At 72.4% G+C, this 17,593-nt stretch carries 13 protein-coding genes; 6 read left to right on the forward strand and 7 right to left on the reverse strand.

What is annotated here, in order from left to right:
- Positions 1-248 precede the first annotated feature (248 nt).
- The 4 genes from ACFY6S_RS04485 to ACFY6S_RS04500 all read left to right on the forward strand — a co-directional run bounded on the left by ACFY6S_RS04485 (position 249) and on the right by ACFY6S_RS04500 (position 4,417).
- On the forward strand, positions 249-1,607 hold the full coding sequence (locus ACFY6S_RS04485; protein ID WP_388822942.1) for an extracellular solute-binding protein: 1,359 nt from the start codon (positions 249-251) through the stop codon (positions 1,605-1,607).
- Complete coding sequence (locus ACFY6S_RS04490; RefSeq protein ID WP_388822701.1) at positions 1,604-2,560, forward strand: carbohydrate ABC transporter permease; 957 nt, start codon at positions 1,604-1,606, stop codon at positions 2,558-2,560. Before ACFY6S_RS04485 ends, ACFY6S_RS04490 begins: the two co-directional genes overlap by 4 nt.
- Positions 2,557-3,414 (forward strand): carbohydrate ABC transporter permease, encoded by an 858-nt coding sequence (locus ACFY6S_RS04495; protein ID WP_388822704.1) that lies wholly within the window; start codon positions 2,557-2,559, stop codon positions 3,412-3,414. Before ACFY6S_RS04490 ends, ACFY6S_RS04495 begins: the two co-directional genes overlap by 4 nt.
- Positions 3,415-3,547: 133 nt before the next feature.
- Complete coding sequence (locus ACFY6S_RS04500; RefSeq protein ID WP_388822706.1) at positions 3,548-4,417, forward strand: helix-turn-helix domain-containing protein; 870 nt, start codon at positions 3,548-3,550, stop codon at positions 4,415-4,417.
- Between the two features lie 122 nt (positions 4,418-4,539).
- On the opposite strand, the gene ACFY6S_RS04505 is transcribed toward ACFY6S_RS04500, so the two are convergent.
- Both ACFY6S_RS04505 and ACFY6S_RS04510 read right to left on the reverse strand, forming a co-directional pair.
- Positions 4,540-5,514 (reverse strand): aldo/keto reductase, encoded by a 975-nt coding sequence (locus tag ACFY6S_RS04505; protein ID WP_388822944.1) that lies wholly within the window; start codon positions 5,512-5,514, stop codon positions 4,540-4,542.
- Positions 5,515-5,739: 225 nt separating this feature from the next.
- Positions 5,740-6,318 (reverse strand): CGNR zinc finger domain-containing protein, encoded by a 579-nt coding sequence (locus ACFY6S_RS04510; RefSeq protein WP_388822708.1) that lies wholly within the window; start codon positions 6,316-6,318, stop codon positions 5,740-5,742.
- Between the two features lie 38 nt (positions 6,319-6,356).
- On the opposite strand from ACFY6S_RS04510, the gene ACFY6S_RS04515 reads away from it, so the two are divergent.
- Entirely contained in the window at positions 6,357-7,568 is a 1,212-nt protein-coding gene (locus ACFY6S_RS04515) for an MFS transporter (RefSeq protein ID WP_388822710.1), read from the forward strand.
- A gap of 22 nt (positions 7,569-7,590) precedes the next feature.
- Here ACFY6S_RS04515 and ACFY6S_RS04520 read toward each other — a convergent pair whose 3' ends face one another.
- The 4 genes from ACFY6S_RS04520 to ACFY6S_RS04535 all read right to left on the reverse strand — a co-directional run bounded on the left by ACFY6S_RS04520 (position 7,591) and on the right by ACFY6S_RS04535 (position 12,933).
- Positions 7,591-8,235, reverse strand: a complete 645-nt coding sequence (locus tag ACFY6S_RS04520; RefSeq protein ID WP_388822712.1) for a response regulator — start codon at positions 8,233-8,235, stop codon at positions 7,591-7,593.
- Positions 8,199-9,512, reverse strand: coding sequence for a sensor histidine kinase (locus ACFY6S_RS04525; protein WP_388822714.1), 1,314 nt, complete (start codon positions 9,510-9,512; stop codon positions 8,199-8,201). Before ACFY6S_RS04525 ends, ACFY6S_RS04520 begins: the two co-directional genes overlap by 37 nt.
- 101 nt (positions 9,513-9,613) lie before the next feature.
- A complete protein-coding gene (locus tag ACFY6S_RS04530) occupies positions 9,614-12,127 on the reverse strand; it encodes an FtsX-like permease family protein (RefSeq protein WP_388822716.1) in 2,514 nt (837 codons plus the stop codon).
- Positions 12,128-12,132: 5 nt separating this feature from the next.
- Entirely contained in the window at positions 12,133-12,933 is an 801-nt protein-coding gene (locus ACFY6S_RS04535; RefSeq protein WP_388822718.1) for an ABC transporter ATP-binding protein, read from the reverse strand.
- Positions 12,934-13,293: 360 nt separating this feature from the next.
- On the opposite strand from ACFY6S_RS04535, the gene ACFY6S_RS04540 reads away from it, so the two are divergent.
- Entirely contained in the window at positions 13,294-13,566 is a 273-nt protein-coding gene (locus tag ACFY6S_RS04540) for a PqqD family protein (protein WP_388822720.1), read from the forward strand.
- A 111-nt stretch (positions 13,567-13,677) separates the two neighbouring features.
- Here ACFY6S_RS04540 and ACFY6S_RS04545 read toward each other — a convergent pair whose 3' ends face one another.
- On the reverse strand, positions 13,678-17,574 hold the full coding sequence (locus ACFY6S_RS04545; protein ID WP_388822722.1) for a type I polyketide synthase: 3,897 nt from the start codon (positions 17,572-17,574) through the stop codon (positions 13,678-13,680).
- Positions 17,575-17,593 lie beyond the last annotated feature (19 nt).

A 17,593-nucleotide genomic window follows, 5' to 3' on the forward strand; every position in this document is an offset into this window, starting at 1 on the left:
GGACGGTCGACGGGGGAGCCCGGTCGGAATTCGAGCCCCCGCGTGCGCGCATCGTTGACGCGAATGCGCCAACACCCCTACGGTCGCGTCCCGTTCGCAATGACGTGCGTCATCCGAAATACCGAACAACGAGGTGAGGTATGGGACGACCTGGACGATCCGCGCCGGACGGACGGCCGGCACCGGACGGCAGACCGGGGCCGAGGCCGGAGCCCGCCCCGTACCCGAGCCCGCCCCTGGCCCCGCCCCTGTCCCCGCCCCTGTCCCCGCCCCTGTCCCGCAGACGCGCCCTCGCCGGGCTGGGCACAGCGGTGGCCGCCACCGGCGGGCTCGGCGGGCTCGGCGCGGTGATGACGGGGTGCGCGGCACCCTCCGGCGCGGTGGCGGGAAAGACCCGGCTGCGCTACTGGCACCTCTTCGGCGGCGGGGACGGTGTGACCATGGCGGGGATGGTCCGCGCCTTCACCGCCGCGCACCCGGACATCGGCCTGGAGGCGACCCAACTCCAGTGGGGCAGCCCGTACTACACGAAGCTCGGAATGGCGGGGGCCGGCGGGCGGGCACCCGAGGTGGCGGTGTCGCACCTGGCGCGGCTCGCGGGGTTCGCGCCGGGCCGGCTGCTCGATCCGTTCGACCTGGACCTGCTGGCCGGGCACGGTGTCGTCGCCGACCGGTTTCCCCCGGACATCTGGCGGCGCGGGCGTTTCCACGGCCGGCAGTACGCGATCCCGCTGGACACCCACCCGATGGTGCTCTACTACAACACCGAGGTCTGCGGGCGGGCCGGACTGCTCGGCGAGGACGGAACGCTGCGGCCGATGGTCGGGACGGAGCAGTTCACCGCCGCACTGCGGGCCGCGAAAAAAGCCACCGGCGTTCCCGCCCTGACCGCCGAGACGCTCGGGCCCGACGCGGCGACGCCCTGGCGGCTGTTCGCCACGCTGTACGCGCAGACGGGCGGCGCCGTGCTCTCCGCCGACGGGAAACGGCTGGCCCTGGACGACGCCAAGGCACTGCGGGCCCTCGACTACATGGCACTGCTCACCGACGAGGGTCTGATGGCACGCCGTACCGACTACCCGGGGGCCATCGGCCTGTTCAACGACGGGAGGACCGCCTTCCACCTCAACGGCGAGTGGGAGGTGACCACGTTCACCGTCTCCGGGCTGCCGTTCTCCATGACCAGGGTGCCCGCCCTGCTCGGCAGCGCCGCCGCCCAGGCCGACTGCCACTCCTTCGTCCTGCCGCACCGGCAGGACCGCTCGGGACCGGCGAACGAGGCCGCGCACACCTTCGTCGCCTGGATGGTCCGGCATTCGGTGGACTGGGCCGAGGGCGGCCATGTGCCGGCCTATCTGCCCACGCTCGACGACCCGGCGTATCTGCGGCTCACACCGCAATCCGCGTACCGCTCCGTCATCGACGATGTGGCGCTCGACCAGCCGGCCTGGTTCGCGGGGTCGGCGTCCGTCATGTGGATCGAGTTGGGAGCGGTCTTCTCCGGGGTGCTCACCGGCTCCCGTACGCCCCGCGAGGCCCTGCGCGAGGCCAAGGCACGGCTCCGCGCGCTGCTGGACACCCCGGATCCGCTGGGAGGTTCCCTATGACCACGCGCGCCGCCGGGACCGCCGGCCGCGAGGGGGCGACCGGACCCGCCGGAACCGCCGGAACCATCCGCATCCGCCGGCGGTGGACCGAGCACGGGCTGCTGTTCATCGCCCCCTTCCTGCTCACCTACACCCTCTTCCTGCTGTGGCCGCTGGTCTCCGGTGCCGGGATGAGCCTGCGCAGCGACAACATCACCGGCTCCGGCGGCGAGTTCGTCGGTTTCGACAACTACGCGGAGGCGCTCGGCGACCCCGATGTCTGGTCATCGATGGGCCACACCGTGTGGTTCACCGTCCTGTCCACCCTCCCGCTGGTGCTGGGCGGGCTGGTCTTCGCGCTGCTCGCCCACCATCTGCGCTTCGTCCAGTGGCTGTGGCGCCTCGCGTGGTTCGCCCCGTTCCTGCTGCCGTCCGGGGTGGTGGGGCTGCTCTTCCTCTGGGTGATCTTCCCGTCGGACTTCGGCTTCGCCGATCAGCTGCTGGCCTCGTTCGGACTGCGTCCCGGCATCGGCTGGCTCACCGACGAGCGGTACGCGATGCTGTCGGTCGTCGCGGCCACCGTGTGGTGGACGGTGGGCTTCAACTTCCTGCTGTATCTGGCGGCGTTGCAGTCCATCCCCCGGTACGTGTACGAGGCGGCGGAGCTGGACGGCGCGGGTGCCCGGCAGCGGCTGTGGCACATCACCCTGCCCATGCTGCGCCGGACGACCGGGGTGGTGCTGATCCTCCAGGTGCTGGCCTCCCTGAAGATCTTCGATCAGGTGTACATCATGACGGGCGGCGGACCCGACGAATCCACCCGGCCGATACTCCAGTACGTCTACCAGAAGGGTTTCACGGGCTACCGCATCGGCTACGCGTCCGCCGTCTCGTATCTCTTCTTCGCCCTGATCGTGATCGTGTCCCTGGTGCAGCTGCGGCTGTCCCGCCGAGGTGGGGAGGAGTCCTCGTGAGCACGGTCGCGGACGACGAGGGCCGGCGGCCCCGCTGGACACCCGGCAGGGCCGTCCTGCTGGCGGGATCGCTGCTGCTGGCCGCGGTGTGGGTGCTGCCGCTGGCCTGGGCGGTGGCCGTCTCGCTCAAACCGGAGGCGGAGGCGACCAGGACACCGCTGCGCTGGATCGGCTCCACCGTGACACTCCGGTCGTACCGGCAGGTGTGGGAGGCCGGCGATCTGGTGCGCTGGCTGTTCAACACCGCGTTCGTCTCGGTGGTCACGACACTGCTGACGGTGGTGTTCTGCGCGATGGCGGCTTACGGCTTCGCGCGCACCGACTTCCGGGGCCGCAAGGCGCTGTACGGAGTGGTTCTCGCCGGGATCATGGTGCCGCCGCAGGTGCTGATGGCACCGCTGTTCGCGGAGATGGTCCGGCTGGGGCTGGTGGACACCTACTGGGGTGTGATCCTGCCGCAGGTGGCCGTCCCCGCGATGGTCTTCATCCTGGTGAGATTCCTCGACGGGGTGCCGCGCGAGCTGGAGGAGGCCGCGTTCGTGGACGGCGCCGGGCGCTGGCGGGTCTTCTGGACCATCGTGATGCCGCTGTCGCGGCCGGTGCTCGCCGCGGTCGCGATCTTCACCTTCATCTCGACCTGGAACAACTTCCTCTGGCCGTTCCTGGTCACCACCGATCCGAACGGGATGACGCTGCCCGTGGGTCTGGTCAACGTCCAGTCCTCGTACGGGCTGCGGTACGCGCAGATGATGGCGTCCGTGGTGATCGCGGGGCTGCCGCTGCTGGTGGTCTTCGTCCTCTTCCAGCGCCAGATCGTCCGGGGCGTGGCGAGGACGGGGTTGGCCGGGCAGTGACCGCCGGCACCGGCTTACATCTCACGCGCCGTCAGGACAGTTTTTGTGCGCGGGAGTTGTTCCGCTCCCCTGCCTCCGGCCCGCGCGGTGTGGCAAACTCCCCGGGCATGGAGCCGGCACACGGGGGTGGGGTGTGAGCGAGCCCCGGTCCGCCCCGACGATCGGGCAGCTCGTTCTCGGCAGACGGCTGCGGGCCCTGCGCGAGGAGGCCGGGCTCAGCCGGGAGCAGGCGGGCGGGCTGCTGCGTGTCGCCGTCGCCACCGTCCGGCGGATGGAGACGGCGGAGGTCGCGCTCAAGATCCCGTACGTACGGCTCCTCCTGCCCGCCTACGGGCTGACCGCGCCGGAGACCGAGGTCTTCCTGCGGCTGGCCGAGGAGGCGAACGAACCGGGCTGGTGGCAGCGGTACCACGACATACTGCCCGACTGGTTCAGCGGTTACGTCAGCCTCGAAGAGGCCGCCAGGACCATGCGCGCCTATGAGCCCCACTTCGTGCCGGGGCTGCTCCAGACCGAGGCGTACGCGCATGCCGTGCTGACCACCGGATCGGTGGGCCGTACGGTCGACCGCGGCCGGGTCGACCGCCATGTCGCGCTGCGGCTGGAGCGTCAGGCGCTGCTCGACCGCCGCGACGGGCCGGCCTTCTGGGCCGTCCTGGACGAGACGGTGCTGCGCAGGGCGGTCGGTTCGAGGGCCGTGATGCGGGCGCAGCTCGACCGGTTGCTGGAGGTGATCGAGCTGCCGAGGGTGACCCTCCAGATCGCCTCGTTCGCCACGGGGCCGCACGCAGGCACGTACAGCCCGTTCGTCCTGTTCCGCTTCGGGATCCCGGAGGTGCGCGACATGGTCTACATCGAGTACCTGACCGGCGCGCTCTATCTCGACGAGGACCGCGAGGTCACCGCGCACATGCGGGCGATGGACATGATGGTGACCCACGCGGAGCCGGCCACCCGGACGAAAGACCTGCTCACCGGGTTCCGCGCGGAACTCGACCGGTGACGGCGCGAGGGCGGGCGTGAGCGGGGTGCGGTGCCTGCCGGGGGGCCGGTCGCGGCACCGCACCGCCCGCGCGTCCCCCGGCGACGGGTGGGGGACGCGCGGGCGGGACTACGGGTGCCGGTTCACGCGCCCGCGAAGCCGTGCTCGGCGAGGAGCGCGTCGATCGCGGCGAGTTCGGTGTCGCCGAGGGCGCTCGCCTCCAGCACCACCAGGTTCTGGTCGAGCTGTTCGACACTGCTGGCGCCGATCAGGACGGAGGTGACGCGCGCGTCCCGCAGCACCCAGGTCAGCGCGAGCTGGGCGAGCGTCTGGCCGCGCTCCCCGGCGAGCTTGTCGAGCGCGTGCAGCAGGGCGACCTTGGACTCGCTGAGCGCGTCCCGCTTCAGGAAGTGACCGACGGCCATCCGGGAGTCCGCGGGCACCCCGTTGAGGTAACGCCCGGTCAGCTGCCCCTGAGCGAGGGGCGAGTACGCGATGACCCCGGCGCCCACCGTGTCGGAGGCGGCGATCAGCCCGCTGTCCTCGATCTCGCGGCCGAGGATGTTGTACGCGTGCTGGTTGATCAGCAGCGGGGTGCCGAGGTCCTTGAGGATCCCGGCGGCCTGGCGCATCTGCTCGGTCGGGTAGTTGGAGAGCCCGACGTAGAGCGCCTTGCCCTGCCGGACGGCCGAGGCGAGCGCCCCCATGGTCTCTTCGAGCGGGGTGTCGGGGTCGTAGCGGTGGGAGTAGAAGAGGTCGACGTGGTCGACGCGCATCCGGGCCAGCGACTGGTCCAGGCTGGCCAGCACGTGCTTGCGCGAGCCGAACTCGCCGTACGGGCCCGGCCACATGTCGTAGCCCGCCTTGGACGAGAGGAACAGCTCGTCACGGTAGGGCCGGAAGTCCTGGGTGTAGAGCGTGCCGAAATTGGCCTCGGCGCTGCCGTAGGGCGGACCGTAGTTGTTGGCGAGGTCGAAGTGTGTGACGCCCCGGTCGAACGCGCGGCGCAGCACGGCGCGCTGCTTCTCCAGCGGGGTGGTGTCACCGAAGTTGTGCCACAGCCCCAGGGAGACCTGGGGCAGCTTGACCCCGCTGTGACCGCTGCGCGCGAACCGCATGTCGGCGTAGCGGTCGGCGGCGGCGAGGTAGGGCGGTGGTTTCAACGAACTCTCCTGGAACATGGCCGAGACCTGGGAAGGACCGGGGCGGCTCCGCGCGGGCCGCGTCCGGTCCCGGTGAACGCTACACACGGAAAACGTCGTTGGGAACGGCGAACAAGTTCCGAATATTTCCGACAGATACCAACAGCTGTCAGGAGCCCGCAGGGTCGGGCCCGCGGGCTCTCAGGCTCCGGCCCGGCGGTGGGCCGCCACGCGTTCGCGCGTCGCACACCGGCGTGAGCAGTAGCGGCGCGGTGGGCCGCCGCTCTGGACGAGGTGGACGTCGGAGCAGCTCGGTGAGGCGCAGAGGCCGCCGGGCGGGCGCTGCCGGTCCCACAGGAGCACCGTCAGCGCCAGGCAGGACGAGGCGAGGAACCACTCGCCCCAGGGCGCTTCGTCGTCGCTGTCGAGATGGGGATGCCAGGGTGCGGTGCCGTGGTGGGACGTGAGGCGCAGGGCGCCGGCGTGGCGCGGCAGCAGGCTGTTGAGCGCGCGGGCGGCGCCTTCGGCGTCGGGGGCGGCGAAGACCTCCCGCAACAGCAGTGCGGCGGACCGGAGTTGTGCGATGTCCTCCTCGGAGAGCGGCAGCGGGACGCTCTCGCCGTGGGCGCGCAGCACCTGTGCGACGGCGTCGGGGCGGGGGCCGGGCCGGTCGCCGGACAGGACATTGACGAGGGCGACGGTCCGCCGGGCCATGGCCTGGACGGAGTGGCGGGTGGACCAGTCGTCGTTCGGGGTCGGCACTCGGCCAATGTAACGCATGTGGCGAAGGTTTGCGTTACTCGCGTAACGTACCGCGCATGGGCGGGCGTGACGGGACCGGGTTGTACCTCGCGGGGGCCGCGGTCGCCCGTACGGGGGACGAGATGTCGGGGCCCGCGCTGCTGCTGGCGGGGCTGGCGGTCACCGGTTCGGCGGCCACCGCCTCGTCGCTCCTCGCGGCCCTGACGGTGTCGGCGGCGGTCGGCGGGCCGGTCCTGGGCGTCCTGCTGGACAGGGTGGCCGCGCCGGGCCGGCTGCTGGCCGGGGCGCTCGCCGGGTACGCGTCGGTGCTCGTCGTCGTGGTGGCGGGCCTCGGGCGGGTGCCGGTGGTGGTTCCGGTGCTGCTCGCCGTGGCGGCGGGGCTGCTGGGCCCCGCCCTGTCCGGCGGCTGGACGGCGCAGCTGCCCCGGCTGGTGGGACGCGCCGCACTGCCGCGTGCCACGGCGTTCGACGCGATGACGTTCAACGTCGCCAGTCTGGTGGGCCCGGCGCTGGCCGGGGTGGCCGCCGGGGTGTTCGGGGCCCGGGCGGGCGTGGTGGTCGCCGCCGCGCTGATCTGCCTCGCAGTGCCCTCGGCGCTGGCGCTGCCCCCGGCGCCCGCCAGGCCGGGGAGCGGCGAACGCGCGGGGGCGCCCGGCCGACCCGCTGAATCCCTGGGCTCCGCGCTGACCGCCGGGTTCGGGGCGATCGTGCGCAACCGGCCGCTGGCCCGTACGACGGCCACCTCGGTGCTCTCCAGCGTGGGCGCCGGGGTGCTGGTCGCCTGCTGCCCGCCGCTCGCCGCGCGGGACTTCGGGGCGGCCGACCGGGGCGCGCTGCTGCTCTCCGTCGTCGCCGCCGCCGCGCTCGCGGCCAACGCCGTTCTGGCCCGCCTGCCCCGGCAGCCGCGCCCCGACACCGTGGTGTGGTGCGCGGCGCCGGCCCTGGCGTCGGCCCTGCTGCTCGCGGCGGCCGGCCGGCCTCTGCTGCTGGCCGTCGCGGTGGTGATCGCCGGTGTCGCCGAAGGGCCCCAGCTCACCGCGGTGTTCGCGGTGCGTCACCGGGAGGCTCCCGAGCGGCTGCGCGGCCGGGTCTTCACCATCGGGGCGAGTCTGAAGATGACCGGATTCGCCCTCGGCGCGGCCCTCGCCGGCCCCCTGGCCGAACGGTCGCTGCCGGGCGCCCTGCTGACCGGAGCCGCGGCCCAGATGCTCGCCGTACTGGCCTTCGCCTCGCTCCGGGGCGGACCGGGGCGGGCCGCGTCGGTGTGAGGGGGCGCCCCGGAACGTCCGCTCACGCGTTGAGGTAGGCGAGAACCGCGAGGACCCGGCGGTTGCTGTCGCTGTCCTGCGGCAGCAGCAGTTTGGAGAAGATGCTGGAGATGTGTTTGGCGGCGGCGCCCTCGCTGATGTGGAGCCGTCCGGCGATGGCGGTGTTGGAGCACCCCTCCGCCATGAGTTCCAGCACGCCCCGCTCGCGTGCGGTCAGGGTGCCCAGTGGCTCGTCGCGGGAGTGACTGACCATCAGCTGGGCCACGACCGCCGGGTCCATGGCCGTACCGCCTGCCGCGACCCTGCGGATGGCGCCGACGAACTCGTCGCTGTCGAACACACTGTCCTTGAGGAGATAGCCGATTCCGCCCGTGCCGTCCGCCAGCAGTTCACGCGCGTACATCTGCTCGACGTGCTGGGAGAGCACGAGGATCGGCAGCCCCGGCAGCTCGCGGCGGGCCCGCAGGGCGGCCTTCAGCCCCTCGGTGGTGAAGGTGGGCGGCAGCCGGACGTCCACGATGGCGATGTCGGGCCGGTGGGCGACGAGCGCGGCCGACAGGTCCTCGCCGTTGTCGACGGCGGCCACCACCTCGAACCCGTATGCCTCCAGCAGTTGGATGAGACCCTGCCTCAGAAGGAAGAGGTCTTCGGCGAGGACAACACGCACGGTATCTCCATGTTCATGACGGACGGGCCGCCGGGGGGACTGCTGATGTGCAGGGTTCCGTCGAATGTGGCCAGCCTCCGGCGGATGCCGTCGAGACCGCTGCCCCGCCCCGCGACGGCGCCGCCCCGCCCGTCGTCGGTGACCCGGGCGTGCAGCGCGCCGTCCTCGTACCAGGTCCGCATCGTGACGTGTTCGGCGCCCGCGTGTTTCAACGCGTTGGTCAGCAGTTCCGACACGGAGAAGTAGACGGCGGACTCGACGGGCTGCGGCAGTTCGCCGGGGAGGTCGACGGCGGTCTCCACCGGCAGCGGGCTCGCGAGTCCCAGGGCGCGCAGCGCGTCGGCGAGGCCCCGTTCGGCGAGGACCGGCGGATGGATCCCCCTTACCAGGTCCCGCAGTTCACGCAGGGCCAGTACGGAGGAGGTGCGCGCGTCCCGGAGCAGTCGGCGCGCCTCCTCCGGGTTGGCGTCGAGGTGCCGGTCGACGGCGCCGAGGGTCATCCCGAGGCCGACCAGTCGGGCCTGGGCCCCGTCGTGCAGATCCCGTTCGATCCGGCGCAGTTCGGCGGCCTGGGTGTCCAGCGCGCCGGACCGGGTCTCGGCCAGATGCCTGACCCGGGAGGCGAGGACGGCCCGCTCGGTCGGTCCCAGCAGGAAGCGGGTGAAGTGGGCGTGGGCGACGAGGGGCCAGCGGCCGGCCCACATCCACAGGGCGAGGACCCCGAGGGCGAGCACCCCGGCCGCCAGGGCGCTGGGCCAGTCGTCCACCGGGACCAGGCAGTACCAGCGTCCCTCGCCACCGGCCCGGAGCACCGGCCGCCACACTCCGCCGGCCAGCGCCAGCCCCTCCAGCGCGTAGTAGAGCGCCGCCGCGGGAACGAAGCCGATCAGCCCGACCACACTGTTGAGCAGCAGCCACAGCAGATCGCGCCAGCTCGCCGGGTCGGTGAGGATCCACTTGCAGCGGCGCATCCATCCGACGATGTCCTTCTCGAACTCGGGCTCCGGCCGGTACGGATCGCCGACCGGCACCCCGTAGCGTCCGGCGACGCGCCGGTTGGCGTCGCACAGCCGGCGGACCGCTCCGGTGACCACCGGCAGCGCCGCGGCGCCGATACCGATGACGAACAGGCCCACGAAATAAGTGGTCACCAGGAAGAGACAGACCGAGGCGAGCGCGCCGGCCGCGACGGCGATGCCCATCAGGGTGTCGGCTCCGGCCGTGCGCGCGCGGACACGCACCACCGCCAGTGGCCCGGCCCACCGCCGCTCGCTCATGCTCCCCCATGCGTCGTGGGTACAGGCACGCCTCCGGTCAGCATAGTTGCTCTTCCCGGAGGCGGCACGGCACTGAGGACAGCCGGTGGAGACGGTGGCGGTCACGCGGCCTTCGTCAGCGTCTCGATCGGCGGGGTGCGCATCCCGCGCCAGGAGGGCACCAGGGTCGCGCCGAAGATCAGCAGGAGCGAGCCCCCGACGATCCCCAGATAGATCCCGATGGAGCCGAGCGGCATCGGGGAGCCGGTCTTGACCAGGCTGTACGGGACGATGGTCGTGGCGGCGGCGAGGGTGCCGAGCACCGTGGCGATGACGGCGACGAGTGCGCCCTCGACGCTCAGCATGCCGATCACCTGGGCCCGGGTGGCGCCGGTCAGCCGCTGGAGCCCGAACTCGCCCTGCCGCTTGCGGGTCACCGCGACCAGGGTGTTGACGACGGTGATCGCCGCGTATCCGACGATCATGGCGACGATGGTGTAGTTCGCCGAGACGAGAATCTGCTGGATCTGGTTGTTCTCGCTGGTCAGTGTGGACCGGTCGGCGACCCGGGTGCCCGGCCACGAGGCGGCCAGTGTGCCGAGTTCGGGGCCGAGCCGGTCGGCGCCGCCCGCCTCGGCCCGGATCAGGATCTGGCGCGGCATGCCGTCGGTGGTGTGCGGGGCGAGCGTGCGGGAGGGCAGCAGCAGATACTCCTGCTGCGGGTTGTCGGCGTAGAGGGCGACGACCTTCGGGGTGGCCCCGGCCCCGTCACCGAAGTGGACGGGCAGGGTGTCGCCGACGCCGACGCCGTACTCGGTGGCCTTCTTCTGCGACAGGGCGACGGTGTCGCCCTCCAGGTCCCCGAGCGAGCCGGCGACGGTGTCGAGGGCGAGGACCTTCGCCGCGTCGGCGCCGGACACTCCGTACAGCTCGGTCTCGGAGCCGCCGTTCTTGTCCACGAAGCCGTTGGAGGTGACGAGTTCGGAGGCGCCGGCCACTCCGGGCACCGCCCGGGCCCGGTCCGCGGCGCCGGCCGCGAAGCCGCCGGTGGACGAGTTGAGCACGTAGTCGGCCAGGACGTTCTGCGCGTAGCTGCTCGCCGAGACCTCGTCCTCCGTCGACTGCATGTAGAGGGTGCCGGTGGCGATGGCGACGAGCAGCACGATCGGCGCGACCGCGCCCGCCATCCGCACATTGCTGGTGGTGGCGTTGCGGACCGCCAGGTAGCCGGACATCCCCGACACCAGGCGCACCGGCCAGCGGATCGCGGTGACGATCGCCTTGGTGATGCCGGGGGCGAGCAGCGCGAGGCCGATGGAGAAGAGGACGCAGGCCGGTCCCGCGGTGCTCGCGAGCGTCGGGCCGTCGTCCATGACCGTGGCCGTGACGAAGGCCAGGGCGACCCCGTTGACGAGGAAGAACAGCGCGAGGATCAGCCGGGCGGGGGTGAGCCAGCGGGTCTGTACGGCGCTCTCGGCGAGCGCGGCGACCGGGTCGGTGCGGGCCGCGTGCCGGCCGGCGAACAGGGTGGCGCCCAGCGCCGCGACGATCGCCACCAGCGCGCCGGCCGCGATGGGGACGCGGCCCTCGTGGAAGGTGATCTCCGCCGACACCACACCGCTGCTGGTGAGCACGGAGAACAGCGCCTCGCCGAGGAGGAAGCCGGGCACGATGGCCAGCGCCGTCGCGAGCAGTGACAGTACGGCGGTCTCTCCGACGATCATCCGGCGGATCTGGGCGGGCGTGGTGCCGATCGCCCGCAGCAGTGCCATCTCGCGCTGCCGCTGCTGGAGGGAGAGCGCCAGCGTCGAGGCGACACCGAACATGACGACCAGCACGGCGAAGCTGCCGAAGATCGCGCCGAGGATGGTGACCGTCTTCTGGCTGGCGAGGGTGCCGGGCAGCTCCGCGAGGCCGCGGCGTTCGCCGGTGAGGACCGTCGCCCCGTCGCCGACGGCCGACTTCACCTTGTCGGTGAGGGCGGCGAGGTCGGTACCGGGGGCCGGCAGTACGCCGATGGAGTCGATTTTGCCGCTCTCGGTGGCCAGCCGCGCGGTCTGCGGGCCGGAGAAGAACAGCGAGGAGCGCTCGACGGTGTCGTCGCGGGGCGCGGCGACGCCCGTCACCACGAAGGTCCGGGTGGCGCCCGACACGACGACGTCGATGTCGGAGCCCGCCTTCGCGCCGGAGGCGGCGGCCAGCCCGGCGTCGAGGACGACCTCGCCGTCGGCGGCGGGTGCCTGGCCGCTCGTCAGCCGGTACGGGGCCAGCTCGGCGCTGTCCCAGCCGTGTCCGTACGACGCGTCGGACCCGCCGGCGACCCGGCGGTCCTCGGTCAGTACGGAGGCGGGGAAGGAGACATCGCCGATGGCCTTCTCCACACCGGGGACCGCGGCGACCTTCTCGACCAGGCCGGCGTCGATCCGGTTGCGCTCGGTCAGGGCCGTGGAGTCGTGGTCCTGCTGACCGGTCACCACGATCGGGGCGGCGGCCAGCCGCTGGGGCGGCGCCGCCATCCGGACGCCGGTCTCGATCAGTCCGCCGCAGGCCATGACGATCGCGGCGCCCAGGAACATCGAGACGAAGGTGGCGACGAAGCTGGTCTTACGGAACTTCAGTGTGCGAAACGCGAGCATCCACATCAGCGGCGGCCTTCCGCTACGGCGGGAGCCGACTGGAACGCGTCGTCGTCCCAGGCGCCCAGCCGGGTCATGCGCGCGGCGACGGCCTCGGCGGTGGGCCGGTACAGCTCCCCGACGAACTGGCCGTCGGCGAGGAACACCACGCGGTCGGCGTACGAGGCGGCCACCGGGTCATGGGTGACCATGACGAGGGTCTGGCCGATGGAGGTCACGGACTCCCGCAGCAGGCCGAGCACCGCCGCGGCGGTGCGGGTGTCCAGCGCGCCGGTCGGTTCGTCGGCGAAGACCACGGCGGGCCGGGTGACCAGCGCGCGGGCGATCGCCACCCGCTGCTGCTGGCCGCCGGAGAGCTGGCCGGGCAGATGACCGAGGCGCTCCGAGAGCCCCACCCGGTCCACCACCATCCGGATCTGGCTCTTGTCCGGCCGCTTTCCGGCCAGTTGGAGCGGCAGGAGGATGTTCTGCATCACCGTCAGCGCCGGCAGCAGGTTGAAGGACTGGAAGATGAAGCCGATCCGGTCGCGGCGCAGCTTGGTCAGCCGCACCTCGTCCAGCTCCGCGAGGTCCGTGCCACCGACCAGGACCGAACCGGAGGTGGGCTGGACGAGTCCGGCGGCGCAGTGCAGGAACGTGCTCTTGCCGGAGCCGGACGGTCCCATCACCGCAGTGAAGGTGCCGGTGCCGAAGCTCATGGTCAGTTCCTTGAGCGCGGCAACCTCGCTGTCGCCCTTGCCGTAGATCTTCCTGACGGCCTGGAGCCGTACCGCCACCTCTTGTCGACTGCTGTCCCGTGTGTGCACTGTGGCCTCTCAACAACGTATGTCACGCACCTCGCGTGAGCCGATTCCTCACACTAGGAGCGGCGCGGGCCCGCCACATTGGGCCTAGTAGGTGTATGCGGGGTAGAAGTTTCTCCACCCCCCAGAAAGCTCCGTCCCCGTGGTGGCGACAACACCACCGTACGAATGGCTGCCAGCGGTGTTCCACGTTCCGTCACCGGTCGGTAGCGTCGGGTATGACACAGGGCCGAACGGCGGGCCGGACCGCACAGGGACAACCGGTCCGCATGCCCTCACACCCCCCCGAAGGGAATCATGAGTCATGTGCGCGGTGCAGTACGTCGCCAGAGGCCGGCAGGTTGGGCAGCGGTGGAGGCGCGCGTGCGGATAGAGGCCGAGCGTGAGCTGTCCGCGGTCGTGCTGCCCAACGGCCACATCGAGCTGTACTCGCCACGTACCGGGATCAGGCACGAGTGCGGACCGATCGGGACGACGATGTGGGTCGTACTGCAACAGCACGACTGGCGGCCCGAGTCGGCGGCGCGGGCGCTCGCCGCGCAATGGGGCACCGAGGCCGACGAGTTGCGCGCCGACATCGACGCGTGGGTGCGCCACTTCAGCGCCGCAGGACTGGTGACCGTCACCCCCTGCTGACCGGTGTGCCCCGGGACGGGCGCGTCCCGGGGCACACCACACCGCCGGGAACGGACCGGTGGAGGCCGGGGCCCGAGGCCCCGGCCTCCACCGGCCTTCAGCTCCGGCCGGTCACTCCGCCCGCCGCAGGCGCGCCAGCCAGCCGTCGACCGACTCGGCGGTCGTGAGGGCCGACTCCTCCAGCAGTGTGAAGTGGTTTCCCGGCACCTCGCGCAGTGTGTGTTCGCCGTCCCACGAGGCGCGCCAGTTCTCCGTCCCCGTACCGGCGGCGAACGACTCGGTGGGTCTGACGAAGAGGACCGGGGCGGACAGCGCGCCCGGCAGGCAGTCCTGGATCAGATCGCTGTAGCGGCTCATGGCGGCGAGCCGGGCGGCGCTGAACCGGCCGAAGGACGACTCCCGGTCCAGCATCCCCTGGAGCATCTGGCGCCACAGTTCGCTGTCGCCCTCGTCGCCCGGCAGATAGGTGTCCAGCAGGACGACGGCCTCGGCGGGGGTGCCCGCCTTCTCCAGTGTCTCGGCGGTCGCGTGCGCGAACTGGCCGCCGGAGGAGTAGCCGAGCAGGACGAAGGGCTCTCCCCCGGCGGCGGCGAGCACCCCCTCGGTGAACACCTCGACCGCGGCGCCGGCGGTCAGGGGCAGCGTCCCGTCCGTACCGAAGCCGGGTACGGGCGGTACGACGACCTCGCGGCGGCCCCGGAAGTGCGAGGCGAACCGGGCGTACTGCTGGGCTCCGCCCAGTGCCATCGGCGACGGGAGGCAGATCAGCCGGGGCCCCTCGTCGCCCCGGGCGAGGCGTACCGGCTCGTCCGGCGGCCCGAGTTCGGCCGCCGACGAGAAGCCGGGCAGGATGTCGGCCACCGCGCTCAGCAGTGTGAGGCCCTGCGCCATCCGGCCCGCTGCGGCCGCCCGGCGCAGCAGACCGCTGATGGACTCGTCCTCGGGTCCCGTGTCAGCGGCGGGCCCGGTCTCCCCGACGGTGAGCTTCTCGTGCAGGTGTTCCGCCAGCGCGGTGGGCGTGGTGTGGTCGAAGACCACACCGGCGGACAGCGGCAGCCCGGTGGTGGAGGCGAGGGCGGTGCGCAGTTCGGCCGCCGACACCGAGTCCAGGCCGGCTTCCAGGAAGCCGACGTCCGGCTCGACCAGCTCGGGTCCCGGATGGCCGAGTACGGCGGCGGTCCGTGCCCGTACCAGCCCGGTCAGCAGCTCCACCTGCTCGTGCCGGGACGCGGCGGCCAGCCGGTCGCGCAGCGGCTCGACGGCGAGGGGCGGCTCCTGCCCGGCGGCCGGGGACGGCAGTCCCACGGTCAGGGCGACGTCCGCCGCGAGCCAGTACCGTTCGCGCTGGAAGGCGTAGCCGGGGACGGGCGCCGGCCGCGTTCCCGGGAACAGCGCGGGCCAGTCCGGGGCGAGACCGTCCACGTACAGCCGTGCGATCCCGGAGAGCAGCGCGGTGGTCTCGGGACCGCGCCGGCGTCCGAGGGGGATGAACTCGGCGGCCGTCCGGTCGACGCACTCCTCGGCCATCCCGGTCAGTACGGCGTCGGGGCCCACCTCCACGAAGCGGTTCACCCCGGCCTCGGCCAGCGCCGCGACGCCCGCAGCGAACCGTACGGGCTCGCGCACGTGCCGTACCCAGTAGCCGGGGTCGCGCAGCAGGTCACCGTCCGCCCGGCCGCCGGTCAGATTGGAGACGAGGGGGATGCGCGGCTCGTGGAAGTCCAGGCCGCGGGCGACCTCGTGGAACTCCGCGAGCATGTCCTCCATGAGCGGCGAGTGGAACGCGTGCGAGACCTTCAGCCGCTTCGTCCGCGCGTAGCCCGCCGCGATCCGCAGGACCTCCTCCTCGTCGCCGGAGAGCACCACGGCCCGGGGTCCGTTCACCGCGGCCAGCCCGACCCGCTCGGTCAGCAGCGGCCGGACCTCCTCCTCGGCCGCCCGGACCGCGACCATGGCGCCGCCGGCCGGCAGGGCCTGCATCAGCCGCCCCCTGGCCGCGACGAGGCGGCAGGCGTCCTCCAGGGTGAGCACCCCGGCGACATGGGCGGCGGCCAGCTCGCCGATGGAGTGCCCGGCGACGAAGTCCGGCCGTACGCCCCAGGACTCCAGCAGCCGGAACAGGGCCACCTCGAAGGCGAACAAGCCGGTCTGCGCGTAGAGAGTACGGTCGGCGAGGTCAGCGTCCGTGCCGAAGAGGACATCGGCCAGGCCGATGTCGAGCCGCGCCGCCGCTTCGTCGAAGGTGTCCGCGAACACGGGGTGGTGCGCGCGCAGTTCGGCGCCCATCCCGAGCCGTTGCGCACCCTGTCCGGTGAACAGGAAGGCCGTGCGGGCGCCGGGGCGCGCCCGGCCCGTGACCACGCCGGGCGGGCTCTCCCCGGCGGCCAACGCTGCGAGTGCGTCGATGAGTTGCTCACGGCCGGCGCCGATGACCGCGGCCCGGTGACCGAAGGCGGCCTTTCCGGTGCCGAGTGAGACGGCGAGGTCGGCGGGGGCCGGCCCGGGGCGCTCCTCGACGAAGGCACGCAGCCGGTCGGCCTGGGCGGGCAGCGCCGCGCGGGTCTTCGCGGACAGCGGCCACATGACGAGGGGCGGGACCGCGTCGGCGGGCGGCTGTCCCTGGTCCGGTCCGTCCCGCTCCGGAGCCGGGTCGGTGCGCGGGGGCTCCTCGATGATGGTGTGGGCGTTGGTGCCGCTGATGCCGAAGGAGGAGATCCCGGCCCGGCGGGGGCGCCCGGCCGCCGGCCACTCCCGCTCCTCGGTGAGCAGCCTGACCTCACCGGCCGACCAGTCGACCTGGTCGGACGGCTCGTCCGCGTACAGCGTCCTCGGCAGCACCCCGTGCCGCATCGCCATGATCATCTTGATCACACCGGCCACCCCGGCGGCGGCCTGCGTGTGACCGATATTGGACTTGATCGAGCCGAGCCAGAGCGGGCTGCCCTCGGGCCGGTCCTGACCGTAGGTCGCCAGCAGCGCCTGCGCCTCGATCGGGTCACCGAGGGTGGTCCCCGTGCCGTGCGCCTCCACCACGTCCACGTCACCGGCCGAGAGTCGCGCACCGGCCAGCGCCTGGCGGATGACGCGTTGCTGGGAGGGGCCGTTGGGGGCGGTGAGGCCGTTGGAGGCGCCGTCCTGGTTCACGGCGGAGCCGCGTACCACCGCCAGTACCTCGTGCCCGTTGCGCCGGGCGTCCGAGAGGCGTTCCACCACCAGGACCCCGACGCCCTCGGCGAATCCGGTGCCGTCCGCCCCGGCCGAGAACGACTTGCACCGTCCGTCCGGGGAGAGCGCCCCCTGCCGGCTGAACTCCACGAAGGTGCCCGGCGAGGCCATGACCGTGACCCCGCCGGCCAGCGCGAGGGTGCATTCGCCGTTCCGCAGGGACTGGGCCGCCAGGTGCAGCGCCACCAACGACGACGAGCACGCCGTGTCGATCGACAACGTCGGACCCTCAAGACCCAACGTGTACGCCACCCGCCCCGACACAATGCTGCCACTGCCGAAACTGCCGAAGTAGTCGTGGTACATCACCCCGGCGAACACACCGGTCCGACTCCCCTTCAACGACCCCGGATCAATCCCCGCACTCTCCAGCGCCTCCCACGCACCCTCCAGCAGCAGCCGCTGCTGAGGATCCATCAACAACGCCTCACGCGGGCCGATGCCGAAGAAACCGGCGTCGAACTCCCCCGCGTCGTGCAGGAATCCGCCCTCGTCGGTGTAGCTCCTCCCCTCGGTCCCCGGTTCGGGGTCGTAGAGGCAGGGGTCCCATCCCCGGTCGTCGGGGAAGGGGGTGATGCCGTCCCCGCCCCCGGCGACCAGCTCCCACAGCTCGTCGGGCGTCCCCACACCGCCGGGGTAGCGGCAGGCCATCCCCACGATGGCGATCGGCTCCCGGATCACCGCGGTCAGGGCGCGGTTGCGCTCCCGCAGCCGGTCGGTCTCCTTGAGCGAAGCGCGGAGGGCTTCGACCATCCTGGCGTCCGGGTTCCCGGGTTGAGCCACGTTCCCACTCCTTGTCACA

The sequence above is a fragment of the Streptomyces sp. NPDC012835 genome, assembly GCF_042900885.1.
Classification (GTDB): domain Bacteria; phylum Actinomycetota; class Actinomycetes; order Streptomycetales; family Streptomycetaceae; genus Streptomyces.

Coding starts and splice junctions, on each gene's coding strand:
- ACFY6S_RS04490 (WP_388822701.1), top strand. CDS start 1,604: ATGACCACGCGCGCCGCCGGGACCGCCGGCCGCGAGGGGGCGACCGGA.
- ACFY6S_RS04505 (WP_388822944.1), bottom strand. CDS start 5,514: ATGCGGTTCGCGCGCAGCGGTCACAGCGGGGTCAAGCTGCCCCAGGTC.
- ACFY6S_RS04510 (WP_388822708.1), bottom strand. CDS start 6,318: ATGCGTTACATTGGCCGAGTGCCGACCCCGAACGACGACTGGTCCACC.
- ACFY6S_RS04515 (WP_388822710.1), top strand. CDS start 6,357: ATGGGCGGGCGTGACGGGACCGGGTTGTACCTCGCGGGGGCCGCGGTC.
- ACFY6S_RS04525 (WP_388822714.1), bottom strand. CDS start 9,512: ATGAGCGAGCGGCGGTGGGCCGGGCCACTGGCGGTGGTGCGTGTCCGC.
- ACFY6S_RS04530 (WP_388822716.1), bottom strand. CDS start 12,127: ATGCTCGCGTTTCGCACACTGAAGTTCCGTAAGACCAGCTTCGTCGCC.